The organism is Pseudomonas sp. BE134, assembly GCF_031456105.1.
In the GTDB taxonomy this organism is placed as follows: Bacteria; Pseudomonadota; Gammaproteobacteria; order Pseudomonadales; family Pseudomonadaceae; genus Aquipseudomonas.
Genome location: NZ_JAVDUA010000025.1, coordinates 1 through 19,204 on the forward strand (window position 1 = coordinate 1; position 19,204 = coordinate 19,204).

Sequence of the window (19,204 nt, forward strand, 5' to 3'; positions counted from 1 at the left end):
TACGAAGCCTTGCTGCCATGGAACTGCTCGCCAGAGATGCCACGGTAAACATAAAGCCCACTTCTTAGAAGGTGGGGTTTATGGATCGCATACAAATGCTCCGTATCTTTCGATAAGGAGCATTTTTTTGAGCACCATGCAGATTGCTAGGCTTTTACACAATTTGTTTCGAAGTTTTCCTAGATGCTCGGTCGTGCATAGGCATACGTTTCCGCGGAGCGATATGCTACGACCTCCGGATGCTCGCTCGAAGCGAGATAGTAGCCTGATAGCCAAGTCGCGACGCTGAAACACCGTTCTATTGCATGGGCTAGAGTGCCGTCGACTTGGCCAGCCTCTTCTTCAAAATCAACATTTCGAAGGCCGAGATCGATTATGGGTTGAATCGCCGTACTACGGACATAGAACATGGATCCTGCAGCAAATAAAGTAGATTCCGGAAGGAAAACATCACCGCCCATTTTTTTGGTGAGTCTATGGACAGTATTAGCGTTTGACCCCCAGTAGGTGCTCATCGACAGGATATGGCCCTCTGGAGCAATCAGTCCCAAATCATTATGTTCAGCAAATGCGGCAAATACCTTGCTGGCTTTTTCAGGCGCCAGCAATTTGCTCAACAAATCTTTGCGCCATGTGTCGCCATCTTCCCTGTGCATAGATTTTTTGGTGTGTAGCTTTAATATCAGTGGTTCGTCTTTGACAGCCGTCTGCAGCGCTTTGATGAACGGGAGAATATCGCGGCCACGATTTTCGTGCGTCAAAACGTCTGCCGTCATCGAATGCTTATCCAGTTCTACTTGAACGGCTTCAGATTTGTCTGGAGTAGTGGTGATAACCAAGCGATAAGGCGTTGACCATTGCTTAAGATAATCAAAGATTTCAGCAAGCAACTCTGGGTAAAACGCGTGTACAACTACACAAATTTTGCTAGCCAAGGGGCTCGGCAACACTGAGGGTGGCGTTTTTAGTGCTTGTTTTGTAGCTTCTAGATACGCATAGCCATAACGGCGATCTGGTTCCAGGTGCGCACCCTCTGCCCACTCATTCCAAGCGTTGATGAATACTAGGCTTTCACCTTTGACTGGGTTCGCACGTGCATATTCTATCGACGAACGTAGCCAAGTTCTATATTTCGCCGGAGTCGAATTTGCCACGGTATATCCGCGCCCAGGCTTCCGCGCGTCATTATCCCATGACGGGAAGACGCCCCGGATGAGTGGAAATTCCGATACAGGTTCTACCGAGGCGCGATCCACCACATCCTGATAGTCAACAACATAGCCTGCATAATTAGCATTGGCAATTTCCAAGCTGTCATTTATACAAGGTAGATTTGCAGCTACTTTATGAGGAGGAAATTCTACAGCAGCATCAAACCCATATTCACGCGGATCCAATTTATCAAACTGAACCATACACAAAAATAACTCACCGATACCGACTTCACGACAGTATTCACGCCATCTTACTAATGTCGCGGCGGCATCAGGTAATAGTGAAGGCCGGTATAAAATGATTAAAGGCTGGCCATCAACGCGTATATAGCGTTTGTCTTTCAGTAATGGCTCTAAAGATTTTATAAACGCAAGGTCATCTACTGCACCATAATTTTGTGCCAAGAGAACTTCATTATCCAGACCATCCCAACGACGGGTCCAATTTTCATTTGCCCAGCAGATGCAAAATGGCATATCAATATTGGACTTAACAAGCTGCTCCAGCGGCCGCTCAAGTATTCGCTTGCCCCCGAACCAATAATAATGGAAGCAAAAGCCTTCCACTCCATACAGTTTGGCAAGCTCAGCTTGTCGTTCCATGACCTCAACAAGCCTCAGGTCATAAAATCCCAACTCTCCCGGTAGATGAGGTTGGTAATGGCCGATGAACTGAGGGACAGCTTTGGAAACATTAGTCCACTCAGTGAAGCCCTTGCCCCACCACTCATCATTTTCGGGTGTTGGATGAAATTGCGGTAGGTAATATGCGATTGCTCGGGCGCGTAGCGTCGAATGATCGATCGGGGCCTCTGAAATCGCACAATAATCCTGATCAGCTGGACCAGGTATATTCATCATGTTTTGAATATAACGCGCAGCTACATCGCCACCCGTCGATCCAGGTTCAGCGCTCGACGCTTGAAACTCTTCTGAAATAACGACGGTTGGTGTGTCATTGGCGTGATTTCTTGCCCAAGCCTTGTAGCTATTTGTTTGCTTAAGCAGAGGTGACATGATTGTGAACAGGCCAGACTTCACCCGTAGCTTATTTCTTTGACTAAAAGGTAAATTATCATAAGCGCGCTTTGCAAAGCGACCCAAAGAATTTTTCATATTTGTCATGTTACGCATATTTCCTTGAACGCGTTTTATATTTCTCAGCGGACTAGTAAGCGCCCAACTATTAGAGTTGAGCAGTTCAGTTATAGCTGATTGAAGCTTGGATATCTCATGGTCGCGCTCTAAAATAACTTCCGTTAATTCAGACTGCTGGGTACTGCACCCAGACAATAAATCATTTAAATGCTCGACAGCTTGATCTTTAGCACAAACAATAGCGCTCAAATCCGAGATAGCAGTACTCTTAATAGATATTGTTGTCAGCAAATCAGTAATCTGATCAAATTGTGAAGCAACAGTATTACTTAAAACAATCGCTTCCGCCCGATACGCATCTGTGCTTTCGCGCAAAGAGCGAACTTCAGAGTCACGAAGATCGAGATTGACGTTTGAAAGCTCTATCGCACTTGTTAGCGAACTTATCGAATTCTGTAACTCAATTAGAGTTTCTCGATAAGATATATTTTCTTGCTTAACAAATTCAACCTGTTTACTTAGGTTGTGGCTTTCTGCATTACTTAGCTTAACCTGTTGATGTAACTGTGAAAAAGATTCACCTAGTCGCAAAACTTCGTGGATGGCTTGCTGACCGTCGAGTATCTCAACATCCAGAGTAATATACAATTCTGTGGAGGCTTGAATATTCAACTCAGGGATAATATATTGCGGATCACTATTATAGGCGTAATAGAGAATACCTTGCTCGCCGGTCGAAACCTCTAAAAGTCCTGACTTGATCGCATCGTTGTTATCGCTAACATCAGTCCATATAACAGATCCAAAACTGTCGCGAATAGTGAGTTCGTAGAGATTGAACCACTTCGATTGATCTACAGGATCACATCGGATCGTCAAAACAGATTCAGACTCAACTGATAATGGGAAAATGATTTTCTGTCTGCCAACCTGCATAGGTTGATGTATTGCATGATCTTCTGAAAAACCTTCGCCATTGAACGCATAAAAAATGCTTGCGGAGAGGTTGGTTGTAACCAGCGGATGGTGAGGAAACCAGTCGATTAGTGATTCCGACGGTAACCCGGTTACTGCTTCTTGAAAGTTTACTTCGCTCGCGTTGAATCTATCTAAATCTTCATCAGTTACCGGCATACCCAACAGGGAGTAAAGGGTAACGAAAAAATCTTTGCGAGTGAGCGCGGGATTTTCCCTAGAGGCCTGAAGATTGGATGTTTGGTTCAACAGCAGGAGTAAGCTACGGAAAATTAGATGTCCAAGATGAACATCTTCCAACGAACGCCACTCCATATCGATAAAATTTGGCTTGCCAAGTTCATCGATAATAATATTTTGTGGTACAGCGTCAATAAAATCCCCAGGGATTTTCGAGTCGATACGAAGTGTGAGGTCAAGATCGTGACCCAACGCCATCAAGATATTTGACAGGTGCTTCAAATATACATTTAGATAGTCCGCTACGTTTTGGATTTTCCAATTTTTAGAGGATAGCAGCTCAATAAATGGCTGACTTAATACGTGACCATGATAATACTTTTCAGGAGAACGCAAGTTGAGCTGATATTGCGAGGTTGAGAGAGCAGCATCACCAGCAAAAAGCCGATACTCAACAGCTATATTTCCCTCACCCACTTTATGAAATTTTGTTTCTTTGCAGTAGGTGGTTGCGCGCTCGGTACTGTAGTGGAATGCTAACGAATTTTCGTCTACAACATGATTGGGACTTAGACTAGCTACAACTAGAAAGGAGTTAGATAACTCCATCCCTAAGCCGTTTCTAAAAATCACTGGCCATGCCAAGCCTAAATTGAAATTTATAGACTTTGGTAATTGTGGGTCCGCTTTTACACTTTGCCAAGCGAACGCGCTGCCATCGAAGCTTCCCGACTGGCAACCCTGCTCAGTAAGTATCGAACGAGGCATTTTATAATCGGGAAACGGTGCCAGAAATTCAACGCCTTCGTACCCTGCATTATTTATAAGCTGCTCTAACTCCTGTCTGCCAAAAGTAGCGGGACCAGTTTCCTGATAGCGACCCTCAATGCCATACATCGCTTCCCCGATATGGTCTTCAGGTGCACCAGCAAAATATTTTAATCCAAGCTGATTTTCTATAGCGATGAAAAGGTGCCCGTCAGGCTTTAACATTTTTTTAATTTTTGTCAGCATATTGAGCGCGGGGGACTCACCATCGCTAAACATACTCGCATATTCGAGCACACCGATTAGTGTTATCGCGTCGAACTGTTCATGATACTCGAAATCATCAAAACGCTCCGCAAGGACTGTAACATTTTTCAAATCGCGCGTTCGGCTCGCCGCGATACTAGCTCGTCTGGGACTCCCCTCCAGCGATAAGATTTGGCCGCCGGACTCTCCCAAATATCTAGTGATCGCACCACAACCTGCACCAATTTCTAGCACAGTGCCTTGCAAAAGGTGTTCAAACGGACGGAGTATATTCCCGCGCTGAGAGCTTAAATGATAATGGATCGCCCACTCAGTACATTGGCGGCGGAGGTCTACGGAAAAAATAGATACATCATCCGTATCTCTTATAATCTGCGCAAGCTTCTGCTCCGATGCATCACCATCATTATAGGCAATTCCCGAAAAATCGGATCGCATCCAAAACTTATTACAACCATTATAGCTGTAACCATATTCTTCAAGATGAAACATAAGTGGTCACCTGTTCTACATCCATAGATAGCTTAAGGTCTACGAGTCCAAAAAGATGATTTGTAGGAGTCACTATTAAATGGATAGAGTCATATCTACGATCATGGGGCACTACTTCCTCACCGTTTTTTGATGCTACACCTATGGAGATAAAGTAGTCTCCGCCGGCTAGATAATTATCAAACTTTAGCCTTGCGGAGATCACGGACCCTTCTTCCCCTTTTTCTTCAAAGCCAGAACAATCTAGAAGAGCAGAGTTAGACCCGAATATAGTAACCCCTTCTTTAGTTTTTAAAGTAAAACCAAGAATCGGAGAAACTATAAGCTTGTTGAATTTAATGGAGAGGTCGATTGTAATAACGGATAATGATTCGCTCGCAGAACTGTATCGCTTGCCATTACTCCTAATATCAAAATCAATAATCGTGGCCGCACCATCCCCCCAACGATACTCGTTTGAATTGTAATGGGCCCTGGTGTGATAAAGATCTGCGTCCTTACTACTAGTGAAAATATTTTCGTCATCTTCAGCCGAGTCTTCGACGGGATCATTAATCCCGTTTTCTGTACTGGTTTTCTTCTCGCGACCGAACAACAGATCCATATAGTGATTAACCACTTTACGTGGTTCGCCGACCATTTTTAGTACACTAGCATCCAACAATAACGCGCGAGAGCAGTGAGTAACAACTTGCTCACCTGAATGCGTGACGAGCAATATGCTGGTTCCGTTTTCTTTCAGTTGCCTAAGTCGCTCAAAGCACTTCGCTTGGAAGCGCGCATCGCCTACCGCCAATGCCTCATCCACAATTAGAATGTCAGGATCTATCTGGGCTTGCACTGCAAACGCAAGTCTAACCCCCATTCCACTTGAATAGTTCTTTACCGGTTGATCTAAAAATCTTCCGATGTCAGCGAAAGCTGCAATGCTATCAAAACGGGCATCAACTTCGCTCCGGCTTAAACCTAGAACAGCCCCATTTAAATAAACGTTCTCACGTCCTGTAAATTCAGGATTGAATCCAGAACCTAACTCGAGTAACGCTCCGACACGCCCATTTGTCTGAATTTCACCTAGAGTCGGGGTCAATGTGCCGCAAATCATTTGGAGTAGCGTAGATTTTCCAGAACCATTGCGACCTACAATCCCAACAGTCTCACCCTTATATATATCAAAGTTAATGTCATTTAATGCCCAATACTCCTGCCCATACTTCGAGGGTGGCACGCCGACCAAACGTTGAACTCGTGGAATGAACGCTTGCTTCAAGCGATCTCTCGGATTTGCATAAGTCCTGTAGCACTTACTGACAGACCGGACGGAGATTGCGATTTTTTCAGAGGACATCGGCAAATCCTCTGCGGGTTTTCTGAAACCAGGCAAATCCGAGCCACGCAACTATCAAAGCAATCACCATATATATTCCTAACCCTTCCCAGTCTGGAAGCTGCCCGAGAATTAAGACCGCCCTCGATTGCTCAATTATAAAGGTTAACGGATTAAATATCATATAGGGCTGCATATAATCAGGAAGTGCAGATACTGGAAAAAATACAGGAGACAAAAAAAGCATAATAGTCGTAAAAATCCCCACTGTTTGCCCTACATCTCGAAGATAAACTCCCAACGAAGAAAAAAACCAAGCCAAACCCAAAGTAAATACCAGCAGAGGGAATATAACAACTGGAATCAAAAAAATTGTGAGATGAAGCTGACCTCCGGCAAAAAAAATCGCCCCAATCAGTACTAACAGGCTAATAAATGTATGAAACAACGCCCCCCCCGCAGTTATTATAGGTAGGACCTCCAGCGGAAATACGACGCGCTTTACATAGCTGGCGTTGTTCAATATTATTGTTGGTGCTTTATTAATCACTTCAGCAAACAGACTATGGACAATCATCCCTGTAAATAGAACCACGGCGAACTCACTTCTAGTTTCTTCGCCATCGCCTGCCCATCTGGCTTTAAACACAACCGAAAAAACGAAGGTGTACACTATCAGCATAAATAGGGGATTGAGGAATGACCACAATAACCCCATGACTGAACCCTTGTAGCGCCCTACCACATCACGCTTGGTCATCTGAACAATAAGCTGCCAATGCTGCTGGAGTCGGTGTAGTAAATTGATGGGCGATGTTGAATTCAGGGCATGCGGATTCATGAAAATTTCTCTGCGTCTTGAAATGAAGGGGCTGACAGGTCTTTAGCCGATAATGTCGGGCGCACAGCCATTATGTCGCTGAGCCTCCAATCAATTGCCAAGTCCGGGTCGTCCCACTTCACACTTCGTTCAAATCCAGGGGAGTAGTAGTCAGTTGTTTTGTACATAAAATCAGCAAACTCAGACAAAACAAAGAACCCATGAGCAAATCCTTCTGGAATCCATAACTGATTATGATTTTCTGCAGTCAGCAGAGCACTGACCCATTTCCCAAAAGTTGGAGACGATTTACGCATGTCAACCGCAACGTCTAAGACGCTTCCCGATGTAACCCTTACTAATTTTCCTTGTGGGTTATCAATCTGATAGTGCAGACCTCTTAATACGCCAGTGGACGAACGAGAGTGGTTGTCTTGAACAAAATGTACTGCGTATCCGACCAACTCATCGAAAATTTTCTGGTTGAAACTCTCTAAGAAAAAACCACGGTCGTCCCCAAAAATCTTAGGTTCAAACAGGATGACCTCGGGGATTGAGAGGCGGCTGGCCTTCATGGAAAAACTCCCGGTTTCGCAAAATTTTATTGGCTTAAACTCGCTGACTACTCAGACGAAATTCATGGAAATCTGTGTAACTGATGGCATGCGATCATGGGCGAGCTTGTACATAGATCAAGGCAAGGGCTCAAAGTCAACGATTTCATAAGCTGTGGATCCACGCTTTTCGATGCAGGTTGCAGAAAGAGTAGTATCGTTCAATCCAACAGCCCTATGGTTAGGAATTAACCTTCCAAATATAACAGAACGAGGTGTATCTGTCGGTGCAGAATGAAAACCGTCCCACCCTTCCAATTGAAAATTGACATTGGGAGGATTGCTGATTTTGCTTCTCCGATTGTGGGCACGCTAAGCAGTCGCGCTCCATTGACAGGCGCACGAATGTAGGCATCCGCCAGGGTAATCCAGTGCCCGCTAAAACGGCTCCTCGACCTGCGGTGCCATCATCGCCTTGGCGTCTTGTACACGTGAGTTGATCTTTGCCTTGGCGACCGAGCTGCTCTGTCGCAAGCAGCAGGTAACTCAGGATCGCCAAAGAGGACTCGGGCAACGAAATCAAGCCCCTGGATTAAAAGGTATCTGGCCGCGAAAGCGGCGTCTAAACCTGATGGGGACGGTTATGTCAGAGGTCGAAGCCGTCGAGCATCCAGCTGATATTCCTGAACGGTCAGGACAATTGTCTCGTAGCTGATATTTGGCGATGCTTTGAATCGCTCTGACTATAGGTGTTTGAGCCAAAGTAAATACCCGTAGCGTTCCGAATACAATAGCTTCACGCGGTTGCGGGTCTCGTTGAGGAAGACAAAAGCACGGGGTTAAACACGACCATCTTATGTCCAGCACGTCCCACGCAGCCGGGCCATTGATAAGTTATTTGAAGCCCACGGACCTGGGGTACGGTTTCACTTTTTCGACTTTTGCACCGGGTCGTCGCCCCTCCCAAAAAGAACTCTGAAGCTCAGCACCGTCGGGGGGGGGGGCAATGGTATTTGGCCAAAGCTCATCCATTTGATTACCGCAAAAAATGCATCATCACCAAAATTACGTGTATCAAATCGAAAAAAGAGAAAAATTACGACACCTGCAATGCTAGCAAAGAGCCACAAATGGACCCTGGTCGAATTGTACATGTCGTCTACGCCAAGACGCACGATGAAGGCCAACCACTGCGCAGCCCCACCTTTACCATACCAGTGAGAATCTGCTCGACGAGGTGTCGTCTATAGGGTTGACCATAATTTATCCATCTAACCGCTCAAATACCCGACTATTTCTCGGCTCCACATGACTAGACACATTATCAGCTCGTTGAGATGCCAGACACGTCTACCGGCCGACTCAGTCAACAACTAGCAAGATGACTACTCGTCAATTGCGAGCTGATACTGTTAAAATTTATCACCTCCTCGGAGCCCGTTCAAAAAAAGATTGCTCTGCCGGGCATGACGAACTGACAGACGCACTACAGGCTAAAACCAACTGTATTTTTGCCACTGCATCGGCTTGTTTGAGATTGCCCCATGAAAATCGCCTCCCCCCCTTCCATCCAATCACCTGACCTATCCTCAGCGACTGACGCCCTCCCCCACAACAGCAAAGTTGCAATACTCATCTGTACCTACAACGGAGCCAGATTTCTGCGCGAGCAACTCGATTCCTTTGTCAGACAAACCCATCAAAACTGGTCAATTTATGCATCCGACGATGGATCTAGCGATGAAACATTGCAGATTCTCAACGAGTATCAATTTAAACTGGGAAATGGCCGCCTTTCCATCTTTCAGGGACCAAAGCAAGGCTTTGCCAAGAATTTTTTTTCCCTGGTCAGAAATCCGGCAATCTCGGCAGATTACTTTGCATTCAGTGATCAAGATGATATTTGGTTCGAAAATAAACTGGAAAGAAGTATTACGCAACTCGCCACCCTTTCGAAAAACACCCCCTCACTGTATTGCTCAAGAACACTCTTGGTGAACTCAAAAAAGAAAAAAATTGGACACTCCCCACTATTCAAAAAACCGACAAGCTTCCAGAATGCATTGGTTCAGAGCATTGCTGGCGCGAATACGATGCTGATTAATAATGCTTCAAGAAAATTGATACTGCGCCTTGCGGACAATACCCCAGTAGTTGCTCACGACTGGCTTGCCTACCTGCTAGTTAGCGGATGTGGCGGGAAAGTCATCTATGACCCGGTTCCAACCCTCAGTTACCGCCAGCACGAAGGGAATCTGATCGGAGCCAATGCCGATCTTAAAAATCAGATTTTACGGATTCGGAAAATGCTCTCCGGCAGATTCAGCGAATGGAGCACGTTGAATTTAATCGCTCTTAACTCAATCAAGGACTACTTGACAGATGAAAATCAACAGCGACTTCGAAATTTTGAACAAGCACGAAAAAGCAGTTTTATTCCACGTTTGCGACTGATGGGCAAAAGTGGCGCTTATCGCCAGACATTGAAGGGCAACATCAGCCTGCTCATCGCGACCGTCCTTAATAAAATCTAAAAATCTAGCCAATCGTTATTTTGAAGAAACACCAGCCCTAAACTTCCTGGCTAGTAGAAGCAGCGGAGCGTAAGGCACGATAACTCCACACACACCTTCGAGATTTCCATGCCCAACCAGTAAAGCGATGGGTAATAGCCAGAAAATATTTATACCCACGACACCCAATGTAACAACCAGATGTCCCTTAAAGTATTGAGTAGCGTGCTGATAGGCATGCGTCCGGTGCGCCTCATACACTTTATCCCCCGAACCAACCGCCTCAGCAACGTCATAGTCGCATCAGCGATAAACACCCCCAGCATTACCAACCAACTCCAAAGTAGCGCTGGAGAAACTGCGGCGGCTTGAAGCACTAGCCCCCCCAATATAATGCCTAGAAAACCACTACCCGCGTCACCCATAAAAACCTTGGCAGGAGGAGAATTCCAAAATAGAAATCCCATAGTCGCGGCAGCCAGCGCTAAGGGGCCAGAGATCAACTCGACATCCCCGCGAACCCAATAAACAAGGCTCATCGCGACGCAGGCACAGATCGCTTCGCCGCTAGCCAAGCCATCAATGCCATCCATAAAGTTATAGAGATTAAGCATCCACACCGGATATATCAGCGCTAGAACAGCACCAGCCCAGCCAAGATCCACGGAAAAACCGAAGAGTTCAACAGGTGCAAGACCATCAACCCAGTAAAGCGCCCAGGCTGCGGAAATAAAATGCCCTAAAAGGCGCCACCTCGCGGCGATATGCCCATGATCATCAGCAAAACCAATAATCGCAACTAACACACCTGAACAGAGAAGCCCGGTCAACATGGACAGGCTCAGTAGATCTGCATCGCCAAAAACGGGAGGACGGATGTAAAAGTAACTACAATGGCGATGCCGCCACCGCGAGGAGTTGGGACACTTTGCGAACTTCGCTCGTTCGGAATATCTACCAGGCTTCTAGCCAAAGCATATCGAATCAAGATAAAAGTCAGCCCCCAAGAGACTGTAAACACCGCTAAAAGTAGCCACCAAAAAATCATTTAGGTTGTTTGCGCCGGTAAAAATCAACAGTCTGGCGAAAAGCTTTTTGCATACTTATTGGTGGCAACCAGCCAAGACGCTCCCGCGTCATACTGCTATCTACCTGCAAGGAGTCACATATGCTCTGAGCAAGGTTCTTTCGTCCAAAGATCGCTGCTGTCAACTTCAATAGCGGCACTGGGACAGGCAACAAACGCGCACGTTTGCCCATGGCAACGGACAAATTTTGCAGCAGGCTGGTAGTGGATAAATATTCACCATCACTGACCAAAAAGGTGCCACCTGGAGCATTCGGATGATCAATATACGTCACTATAAGGTCCACAAGATTTCCGAGTGCGACCAGGCTTCGCTGGTTATGAACTGGACCCAATGGGAGTGGGATACCCTTGTCCAGCCACCTCATCATGCTAAGAAAGTTGGTTTTGACCCCAGGCCCATACACAAGTGGCGGTCAAATTATAACGACCTCCATTCCCGTATCCATACTGATCTGATTAAGAGCCTGTTCGGCTTCCCATTTTGAAATACCACATATGTCGACTGGGGCTGGTTCGCTTAGCCCGGTGAAAGGATAACCCGGAGCCGTGCTTTCACCATTGACGTTGATCGAGCTGATAAAAATGAATCGCTTAACCCCAGCTTGCGCCGCTTTTCTGGCAAGCAATATTGACCCATCAACGTTGACCCTTCGAAATTCCGCGAGCGCATCTGTTGACGACGCTGCCGTCACATGCACCCTAGCAGCACAATGGATGACTACTTGAACATTTGTGAGCAGTGGCATCACCGAGGAGCCGTCCAAGCTGAACAACATTACAGGGCATAAGCCACTTAACCTTGTCTGACCACGGACCGCTGCTATCGGCGTAAATATTTTACCCACTAACATCCGATAAACCACAGCCTCACCGAGAAAGCCTGTCGCACCTGTTACCAATACTCGCGAAGCTTCATGTGGGTTTTTTCCCTATCACTGCCGTCGCACAACATATACAGAAGAAAAATATTTTATCTCTAAAGCGCCGCCGGCAACTCCAAGCACTAAGTGAGAGTCTGAATAGCTCGCGACTACCTAGACGCAACCACCGACTAACAAATGGATCGCCACTCAAACCTACCAAATTGGCAATGAGTTGGACCTGTGAGAACCACCAACCATCATGAATGGTCTGATAACGAGAAATCAACGGGTTCAATCCAGTATTGGCACCCACCTGATTATGCTCATGCTGACGATATTGCATGGAGGGCTCTGGATCGATAATCCACTTGAATCCATGACTGCGTGCAAAAGCGTAGCAGTACCAGTCATGCAAACTGACCTCTTGTAACTTCGTCCAATTTAACAGCATTGACTTTTTCAATGAAACGGCCAGATTGCGACTCATCACATAAGTGCACCCTGGACCCGCGGCCTCAAAAAGAAAATCCCAAGCAACCTGAGGCTGAGCCTTGTCCAGCATCAAAACTCTGCCGGTCGGCCAGAAGGCAGTAACATTACTAGAGTAGGCGTCTGCAGAATCTGACAACAACATAGTCGTCGCACGTTGCAACTTGTCGGCGTACCACACGTCGTCTTGATCGGCGAAGGCTATATAGTCATACGCCTCGACATCAATGTCGCGTATCAAACGAAAGAAGTTACGAGATGCGCCACCGAAAGCCCCCACTGCAGGTAGAACAAACACGCATGGATGCTCAGCCGCGTAAGCTGCACACAATGCCGCTGTGGCGTCTGTAGACGGATCAATACTGATGTATATTGTTAAATCGACGAATGATTGGCAAAGAATCGAATCGAGTTGCTCCTCGATCCACTGCATACCATTGTAGGCAGCCAGCAAAACCGCAACCTTGGGATGTTTTACTGGCATGCCATTCCTGCTTACACTGATTAAACGCTTCTGCTCAAAAGTAGGTTCTTTCAAATCAGTGAGAAGGCGAGTCCAGCAGCTTCTGCAGGTACTGACCATAGCCAGTCTTCTTCAGAGCATCGGCTTGAGCGCCCAACTGCTCGGCAGTGATCCAACAGTTGTGATAGGCAATTTCTTCCAAACAGGCTACTTTCAAACCTTGACGCTGTTCGATCGTATGCACGAAGTGACTAGCCTCAAGCAGCGAGTCATGAGTACCAGTATCGAGCCAGGCGAAGCCACGGCCAAGCATTTCGACGCTGAGAGTTTTACGCTCAAGATATGCACGGTTCACATCGGTGATTTCAAGCTCGCCGCGCTCGGACGGCTTGATGTTCTTGGCGATCTCGACAACATCGTTATCGTAGAAATACAGGCCGGTAACGGCGTAGTTGGACTTAGGTTCCAGCGGTTTCTCTTCGATGCTGAGCGCACGACCAGTAGCATCGAATTCAACCACGCCAAAACGCTCAGGGTCGGAGACATGATACCCGAACACTGTTGCGCCAGCTTGCTGATTGGTTGCTGAACGCAAGTTGTCCGAGAAGTGCTGACCATAAAAGATGTTGTCCCCCAGAATCAGGCAGCAAGGATCTTTACCGATGAATTCTTCGCCGATGATGAATGCTTGAGCCAGTCCGTCCGGGCTCGGCTGTACGGCATAAGTCAGCTTGATGCCGTACAGACTGCCGTCACCCAACAGCTTGCGAAACGACGGCAGATCTTCAGGCGTGGAGATGATCAGGATCTCTCGCATACCCGCCAGCATCAGGACCGACAGCGGATAAAAGATCATCGGCTTGTCGTAGATCGGCAACATCTGCTTGGACACACCAAGGGTCAACGGGTGCAGGCGCGTGCCCGAACCGCCAGCGAGGATGATGCCTTTGCGATTTGTCGTGGTCATTTGTTCAGAACTTCCCTAAGCATTCGGGTTACACCACTTTGCCAATCCGGCAAGTGTAGAGAAAAATTGTCACGCAGCTTCTGAGTATTCAAACGCGAATTCAGGGGACGGCGTGCAGGTGTTGGGTACGCGGTGGTTTCAATCGGGTTGATTGTCGTCACTGCGAGTTGCTCGCCATTGGCCTGAGCAAAACCGATCACGTGGCTTGCATAACTATGCCAGGATACTTCGCCAGCGGCGGCCAAATGATACAGACCTGCCAGCTCCGGGCGCTGCATGACTTGCTGGATGGCCAGCGCAGTAACATCAGCGATCAGATCGGCACCTGTCGGCGCACCGATCTGGTCCGCGATTACGCTCAGCGTCTCGCGATCCTTGGCCAGACGCAGCATGGTCTTGGCGAAGTTGTTACCACGAGCGCCGTAAACCCAACTGGTGCGAAAGATTAGGTGCTTGCAACCAGACTCTGAAATCGCCTGTTCGCCGGCCAGCTTACTGGCGCCGTAGTGGTTCACCGGAGCGACTGCGTCTGTCTCATGCCATGGCTGCGAACCTTGACCGCTGAAGACGTAGTCGGTCGAATAATGGATCAGACAGCCGCATAAAGCAGCAACCTCCTCAGCCATGACCTGACTGGCCAGACCGTTAACACGGTCGGCCAATTCAGTCTCGGATTCCGCTTTATCGACGGCGGTATAGGCAGCAGCATTGACGATGACGTCAGGCTTGACCTGACGGATCGTGGCGCGCAAAGCCTCCAAATCGGACAGATCGCCACATAATCCATCAACGGTATGGCGATCCAGTGCAATCAACTCACCCAAAGGTGCAAGTGAGCGTTGCAGCTCCCAGCCGACTTGGCCGTTCTTTCCAAGCAGGAGGATTTTCATGCCTTGCTCGAACGATCCGCATAGTTCTGGTCGATCCACTGTTGGTAGCTGCCGCTCTTCACGTGAGCTACCCATTCAGTGTTGTTCAAATACCACTCAACCGTTTTGCGGATACCGGTCTCGAAAGTTTCTTCCGGCGTCCAGCCCAGCTCACGCTGGATTTTGCTGGCGTCGATCGCATAACGCTGGTCATGGCCTGGGCGATCCTGAACGTAAGTGATCAGGCTTGCATGCGGACGATGGGCGGAATCTGGACGCAGTTCGTCGAGCAACGCGCACAGAGTATGCACGACTTCGATGTTTTGCTTTTCGTTATGGCCGCCAATGTTGTAAGTCTCACCAATAACGCCTTCGGTGACGACTTTGTACAGGGCGCGGGCGTGATCTTCGACGTACAGCCAGTCACGAACCTGATTGCCTTTGCCATAGACCGGCAGCGGCTTGCCTTCCAGCGCATTGAGGATGATCAGCGGGATCAACTTCTCAGGGAAGTGGCAAGGACCATAGTTGTTCGAGCAGTTGGTCACCAGAGTTGGCAGGCCGTAGGTACGGCTCCAGGCGCGAACCAGGTGATCGGAACTGGCCTTACTGGCGGAGTAAGGCGAGCTTGGCTGATAAGGCGTGGTCTCGGTGAAGAGGTCTTCCGGACCTTCGAGGTCTCCGTAAACTTCGTCAGTCGAGATGTGGTGGAAGCGGAAGTTGGCTTTACGCGCATCATCCAGTGCGGCCCAATAGTGGCGCGCTGCTTCCAACAAGGTATAAGTACCGATGATGTTGGTCTGAATGAATTCAGACGGACCAGTAATCGAGCGATCAACGTGAGACTCTGCCGCCAGGTGCATGATGGCATCTGGTTGATGTTCACGCATGACGCGGTCGATCTGATCACGATCGCAGATGTCGACACGCTCGAATACGTAACGCGAGTTCTGGCTAACTTCGGCCAACGACTCAAGGTTACCGGCGTAAGTAAGCTTATCGACATTAATGACCGAGTCGGCAGTGCTGGAGATGATGTGACGAATGACTGCCGAGCCGATAAAGCCGGCGCCGCCGGTTACTAGAATTTTCACGCGAAACCATACCCTTGAGCAACTGACAGGGCCGCCAACCGAGCACTGTCTAATCCATGAATGCAAAAGCCATCAAGCTTGCTGAAGCTTCTGACAGAGTCAGCCTAAACCGATGTGGGCATATGCCACTATCGGACAAGAGCAGTATTTTACAGCTTAATGAAGGTTTTACTATTGGATATAGACAAGCCGCGATACAAATTCGATGCGCGCCATGCATTTATTGCTGTCAGAAAACGCTCTTGTGCGTAGATCTGGACGCACGTCCCAAAACCCAACCTAGAATCGGTCCGATTATCATGCCAACCAATAGCGCTAGCACCAAGAGCACTGATACTGGCAGCTGTGGCGCCACCCACCCCAAAAATAGAAGGGAAACTGACTGCTGATTTTCGAGGATAAAAGCAAGGACTGCCAGAACCAGCAATAAAACGAATACAGCGAGCAGTACGCGCTTGAAGTTACGCATAAACGGATCCTTGAAGTGCTACGGACGTCAAACCTCCTCCTCCTCATCCTCATTCACCCGATCCCTAAGCTCTTTCCCCGGCTTGAAATGAGGAACAAACTTCCCATCCAGACTAACTGACTGCCCAGTCTTCGGATTACGCCCAACCCGGGGCGCGCGATAGTGCAACGAAAAACTACCAAACCCACGAATCTCAATCCTATCCCCGGTAGCCAAACATTGGGACATTTGCTCAAGCATGGTCTTGATAGCCAGCTCCACATCCTTGGATGAGAGCAGCCCTTGATGGGTGACAATTCGTTCGATCAACTCCGACTTCGTCATATTTTTCCCTTCTTTTTCAAGCAGCTAGGAAAATTGCTTCAAAGGTTTTAGCATGCCCGGAAGAATTTGAACAGCCTGAGTTTTGACATATATTTACCAGGTCGAGTCAACCAATCGCAAAGAGCTTCAACAAAGATCAACCTCATCTACAGACCACCAGCATGGTTCGAGTCAGGTATCCCGCGGGATTGATGTCAAACGGGAATACATCCTCCTCTTTTGCATCATCAGACCTTGCCAGGACCTTATACCCCGCCGCCTTACACTCCCTTTCTGCGCGCTTGCGACATTTCTCCCACCCGGAACCCAACCCCGAACAATCTATCTCGATTCCACTGACCCCGTGCACGACGTGCGTCTTGGCACCAGTAGCGCAACCTGCCAATGTCAGCACTGCTATTGCGACAATGAGCTTGTTCATTCACCTCCCTATACCTGGCGCCCTACCCAACTATCGCTCTTTTCAGGCTACAGGTTAGCTGCAAATAAACGATTGATCCGACTAAAGAAAGAGACAGCTTATCGAGCATGTTGGTTTCACTAGCATCCAATGCAGCCGGGTAGCGACGCTGAACCCACCAAATCGCAGGTGCAAAAAAGGGCGACCGAAGTCGCCCTTTTTAATGATCAAGCAGAACTTAGTTCTGTTTGGCCATTGCCTGGCGCAGCAGTGCCGCCATGGTGGTATCAGTAGATTCGCCTTCCGGAGCAGTTTTCAGGCTCTGGATAGCTTCTTTCTCTTCAGCATCGTCTTTCGATTTGATCGACAGCTGAATGACGCGGCTCTTACGATCAACGCTGATGATCTTGGCTTCTACTTCCTGGCCTTCTTTCAGAACGTTGCGCGCGTCTTCAACGCGGTCACGGCTGATTTCGGAGGCTTTCAGAGTCGCTTCGATATCGTCGGCCAGAGTGATGATGGCGCCTTTAGCGTCAACTTCTTTCACGATGCCTTTAACGATTGCGCCTTTGTCGTTCTCTTGAACGTACTCGGAGAACGGATCGCTTTCCAGTTGCTTGATACCCAGGGAGATACGCTCGCGCTCTGGGTCAACCGACAGGATAACGGTGTCCAGCTCGTCGCCTTTCTTGAAGCGGCGAACGGCTTCTTCGCCCACTTCGTTCCAGGAGATGTCGGACAGGTGAACCAGACCGTCGATGCCGCCGTCCAGACCAATGAAGATACCGAAATCGGTGATCGACTTGATGGTGCCGGAGATTTTATCGCCCTTGTTGAACTGGCCAGAGAAATCTTCCCATGGGTTAGATTTGCACTGCTTGATGCCGAGGGAGATACGACGACGCTCTTCGTCGATGTCCAGAACCATAACTTCCACTTCGTCGCCGACTTGTACGACTTTCGAAGGGTGGATGTTCTTGTTGGTCCAGTCCATTTCGGAAACGTGTACCAGACCTTCAACACCTTCTTCCAGCTCAGCGAAGCAGCCGTAGTCGGTCAGGTTGGTTACACGAGCGGTAACGCGAGTGCTTTCTGGGTAACGGGCTTTGATAGCAACCCATGGATCTTCGCCCAGTTGCTTCAGGCCCAGGGAAACACGATTGCGCTCGCGATCGTACTTCAGAACCTTGACATCGATCTCGTCGCCAACGTTGACGATTTCGGAAGGATGCTTGATACGCTTCCAAGCCATGTCGGTAATGTGCAGCAGGCCATCGACGCCACCCAGATCGACGAATGCGCCGTAATCGGTGAGGTTTTTGACGATACCTTTGACTTGCTGACCTTCCTGCAGGGATTCCAGCAGAGCTTCACGCTCGGCGGAGTTCTCGGCTTCGAGGACGCTGCGACGGGAAACGACAACGTTGTTGCGTTTCTGGTCGAGTTTGATGACCTTGAATTCCAGCTCTTTGCCTTCCAGGTGCGTAGTATCGCGCACAGGACGGACGTCAACCAGAGAACCTGGCAGGAACGCACGGATGCCGTTAACGTCGACAGTGAAGCCGCCTTTAACCTTACCGTTGATAACGCCCTTGACCACTTCTTCGGCTGCGAAGGCTGCTTCCAGAACAATCCAGCATTCAGCGCGCTTGGCTTTTTCACGGGACAGCTTGGTTTCACCAAAGCCGTCTTCAACCGAGTCCAGAGCAACGTGAACTTCGTCACCGACGTTGATGTTCAGTTCGCCAGCGTCGTTGTAGAACTGCTCAAGCGGGATGAGTGCTTCAGACTTCAGGCCAGCGTGAACGGTTACCCAGCGAGCCTGGTAATCGATATCAACGATAACACCGGTGATGATGGAGCCTGCCTGAAGGTTCAGGGTTTTTAGGCTTTCTTCAAAGAGTTCCGCAAAGCTTTCGCTCATTTTAATTCCTGTTGATGAGGGCGAAGACTACGCCCATCTCCACA

The 19,204-nt window shown here is 48.3% G+C and carries 16 protein-coding genes and 1 pseudogene; 1 reads left to right on the top strand and 16 read right to left on the bottom strand.

The genetic code is table 11. The features are described from left to right. Positions 1 to 179 precede the first annotated feature (179 nt). From J2Y56_RS20010 to J2Y56_RS28530, 5 genes are all read right to left on the bottom strand, one after another. Positions 180 to 4,994 carry a glycoside hydrolase family 99-like domain-containing protein gene (locus J2Y56_RS20010; protein WP_310352191.1) on the bottom strand — a complete coding sequence of 1,605 codons (4,815 nt, stop codon included), beginning with the start codon at positions 4,992 to 4,994 and terminating at the stop codon, positions 180 to 182. After that, the gene (locus J2Y56_RS20015; RefSeq protein ID WP_310352193.1) at positions 4,981 to 6,342 is read right to left on the bottom strand and encodes an ABC transporter ATP-binding protein; all 1,362 of its coding nucleotides are present in this window, start codon (positions 6,340 to 6,342) and stop codon (positions 4,981 to 4,983) included. The genes J2Y56_RS20010 and J2Y56_RS20015 overlap by 14 nt, the downstream gene beginning before the upstream one ends. After that, positions 6,332 to 7,162 (bottom strand): ABC transporter permease, encoded by an 831-nt coding sequence (locus J2Y56_RS20020; protein ID WP_310352195.1) that lies wholly within the window; start codon positions 7,160 to 7,162, stop codon positions 6,332 to 6,334. Before J2Y56_RS20020 ends, J2Y56_RS20015 begins: the two co-directional genes overlap by 11 nt. After that, positions 7,159 to 7,716: a dTDP-4-dehydrorhamnose 3,5-epimerase gene (gene rfbC / locus J2Y56_RS20025; protein WP_310352198.1), complete on the bottom strand. Its 558-nt coding sequence runs from the start codon at positions 7,714 to 7,716 to the stop codon at positions 7,159 to 7,161. Before rfbC ends, J2Y56_RS20020 begins: the two co-directional genes overlap by 4 nt. A 722-nt stretch (positions 7,717 to 8,438) precedes the next feature. Beyond that, positions 8,439 to 8,495, bottom strand: a complete 57-nt coding sequence (locus J2Y56_RS28530; protein WP_405046873.1) for a hypothetical protein — start codon at positions 8,493 to 8,495, stop codon at positions 8,439 to 8,441. Positions 8,496 to 9,239: 744 nt separating this feature from the next. On the opposite strand from J2Y56_RS28530, the gene J2Y56_RS20030 reads away from it, so the two are divergent. Beyond that, the gene (locus J2Y56_RS20030; RefSeq protein ID WP_310352201.1) at positions 9,240 to 10,229 is read left to right on the top strand and encodes a glycosyltransferase family 2 protein; all 990 of its coding nucleotides are present in this window, start codon (positions 9,240 to 9,242) and stop codon (positions 10,227 to 10,229) included. A gap of 15 nt (positions 10,230 to 10,244) precedes the next feature. Here J2Y56_RS20030 and J2Y56_RS20035 read toward each other — a convergent pair. The 11 genes and pseudogenes from J2Y56_RS20035 to rpsA all read right to left on the bottom strand — a co-directional run bounded on the left by J2Y56_RS20035 (position 10,245) and on the right by rpsA (position 19,160). Then, positions 10,245 to 11,256, bottom strand: a pseudogene (locus J2Y56_RS20035) (MraY family glycosyltransferase). Further along, on the bottom strand, positions 11,253 to 11,570 hold the full coding sequence (locus J2Y56_RS20040) for a UDP-glucose 4-epimerase (RefSeq protein ID WP_310352202.1): 318 nt from the start codon (positions 11,568 to 11,570) through the stop codon (positions 11,253 to 11,255). Before J2Y56_RS20040 ends, J2Y56_RS20035 begins: the two are co-directional and overlap by 4 nt. Before the next feature lie 141 nt (positions 11,571 to 11,711). Beyond that, a complete protein-coding gene (locus J2Y56_RS20045; RefSeq protein WP_310352204.1) occupies positions 11,712 to 12,197 on the bottom strand; it encodes an NAD-dependent epimerase/dehydratase family protein in 486 nt (161 codons plus the stop codon). A gap of 13 nt (positions 12,198 to 12,210) precedes the next feature. Beyond that, complete coding sequence (locus tag J2Y56_RS20050; protein ID WP_310352205.1) at positions 12,211 to 13,134, bottom strand: glycosyltransferase; 924 nt, start codon at positions 13,132 to 13,134, stop codon at positions 12,211 to 12,213. 55 nt (positions 13,135 to 13,189) lie between these two features. Beyond that, positions 13,190 to 14,080: a glucose-1-phosphate thymidylyltransferase RfbA gene (gene rfbA, locus J2Y56_RS20055; protein WP_310352207.1), complete on the bottom strand. Its 891-nt coding sequence runs from the start codon at positions 14,078 to 14,080 to the stop codon at positions 13,190 to 13,192. Continuing rightward, complete coding sequence (gene rfbD / locus J2Y56_RS20060; protein WP_310352208.1) at positions 14,077 to 14,970, bottom strand: dTDP-4-dehydrorhamnose reductase; 894 nt, start codon at positions 14,968 to 14,970, stop codon at positions 14,077 to 14,079. The genes rfbA and rfbD overlap by 4 nt, the downstream gene beginning before the upstream one ends. Further along, the gene (gene rfbB, locus J2Y56_RS20065; protein WP_310352210.1) at positions 14,967 to 16,043 is read right to left on the bottom strand and encodes a dTDP-glucose 4,6-dehydratase; all 1,077 of its coding nucleotides are present in this window, start codon (positions 16,041 to 16,043) and stop codon (positions 14,967 to 14,969) included. Before rfbB ends, rfbD begins: the two co-directional genes overlap by 4 nt. A gap of 229 nt (positions 16,044 to 16,272) precedes the next feature. Further along, positions 16,273 to 16,512, bottom strand: a complete 240-nt coding sequence (locus tag J2Y56_RS20070) for a lipopolysaccharide assembly protein LapA domain-containing protein (RefSeq protein ID WP_310352211.1) — start codon at positions 16,510 to 16,512, stop codon at positions 16,273 to 16,275. 27 nt (positions 16,513 to 16,539) lie between these two features. Then, complete coding sequence (gene ihfB, locus J2Y56_RS20075) at positions 16,540 to 16,836, bottom strand: integration host factor subunit beta (RefSeq protein WP_045060270.1); 297 nt, start codon at positions 16,834 to 16,836, stop codon at positions 16,540 to 16,542. Between the two features lie 142 nt (positions 16,837 to 16,978). Continuing rightward, the gene (locus J2Y56_RS20080) at positions 16,979 to 17,257 is read right to left on the bottom strand and encodes a hypothetical protein (RefSeq protein WP_310352213.1); all 279 of its coding nucleotides are present in this window, start codon (positions 17,255 to 17,257) and stop codon (positions 16,979 to 16,981) included. 217 nt (positions 17,258 to 17,474) lie between these two features. Beyond that, entirely contained in the window at positions 17,475 to 19,160 is a 1,686-nt protein-coding gene (gene rpsA / locus J2Y56_RS20085; protein WP_007945819.1) for a 30S ribosomal protein S1, read from the bottom strand. Between the last annotated feature and the right edge of the window lie 44 nt (positions 19,161 to 19,204).

Bases quoted from the DNA above. Each gene is read 5' to 3' on its own strand.
- rfbA (WP_310352207.1), bottom strand. From the start codon at position 14,080: ATGACCACGACAAATCGCAAAGGCATCATCCTCGCTGGCGGTTCGGGC.
- J2Y56_RS20030 (WP_310352201.1), top strand. From the start codon at position 9,240: ATGAAAATCGCCTCCCCCCCTTCCATCCAATCACCTGACCTATCCTCA.
- J2Y56_RS20015 (WP_310352193.1), bottom strand. From the start codon at position 6,342: ATGTCCTCTGAAAAAATCGCAATCTCCGTCCGGTCTGTCAGTAAGTGC.
- J2Y56_RS20050 (WP_310352205.1), bottom strand. From the start codon at position 13,134: ATGCCAGTAAAACATCCCAAGGTTGCGGTTTTGCTGGCTGCCTACAAT.
- rfbC (WP_310352198.1), bottom strand. From the start codon at position 7,716: ATGAAGGCCAGCCGCCTCTCAATCCCCGAGGTCATCCTGTTTGAACCT.
- J2Y56_RS20020 (WP_310352195.1), bottom strand. From the start codon at position 7,162: ATGAATCCGCATGCCCTGAATTCAACATCGCCCATCAATTTACTACAC.
- rfbD (WP_310352208.1), bottom strand. From the start codon at position 14,970: ATGAAAATCCTCCTGCTTGGAAAGAACGGCCAAGTCGGCTGGGAGCTG.
- ihfB (WP_045060270.1), bottom strand. From the start codon at position 16,836: ATGACGAAGTCGGAGTTGATCGAACGAATTGTCACCCATCAAGGGCTG.
- J2Y56_RS20080 (WP_310352213.1), bottom strand. From the start codon at position 17,257: ATGAACAAGCTCATTGTCGCAATAGCAGTGCTGACATTGGCAGGTTGC.
- J2Y56_RS20010 (WP_310352191.1), bottom strand. From the start codon at position 4,994: ATGTTTCATCTTGAAGAATATGGTTACAGCTATAATGGTTGTAATAAG.
- rpsA (WP_007945819.1), bottom strand. From the start codon at position 19,160: ATGAGCGAAAGCTTTGCGGAACTCTTTGAAGAAAGCCTAAAAACCCTG.
- J2Y56_RS20070 (WP_310352211.1), bottom strand. From the start codon at position 16,512: ATGCGTAACTTCAAGCGCGTACTGCTCGCTGTATTCGTTTTATTGCTG.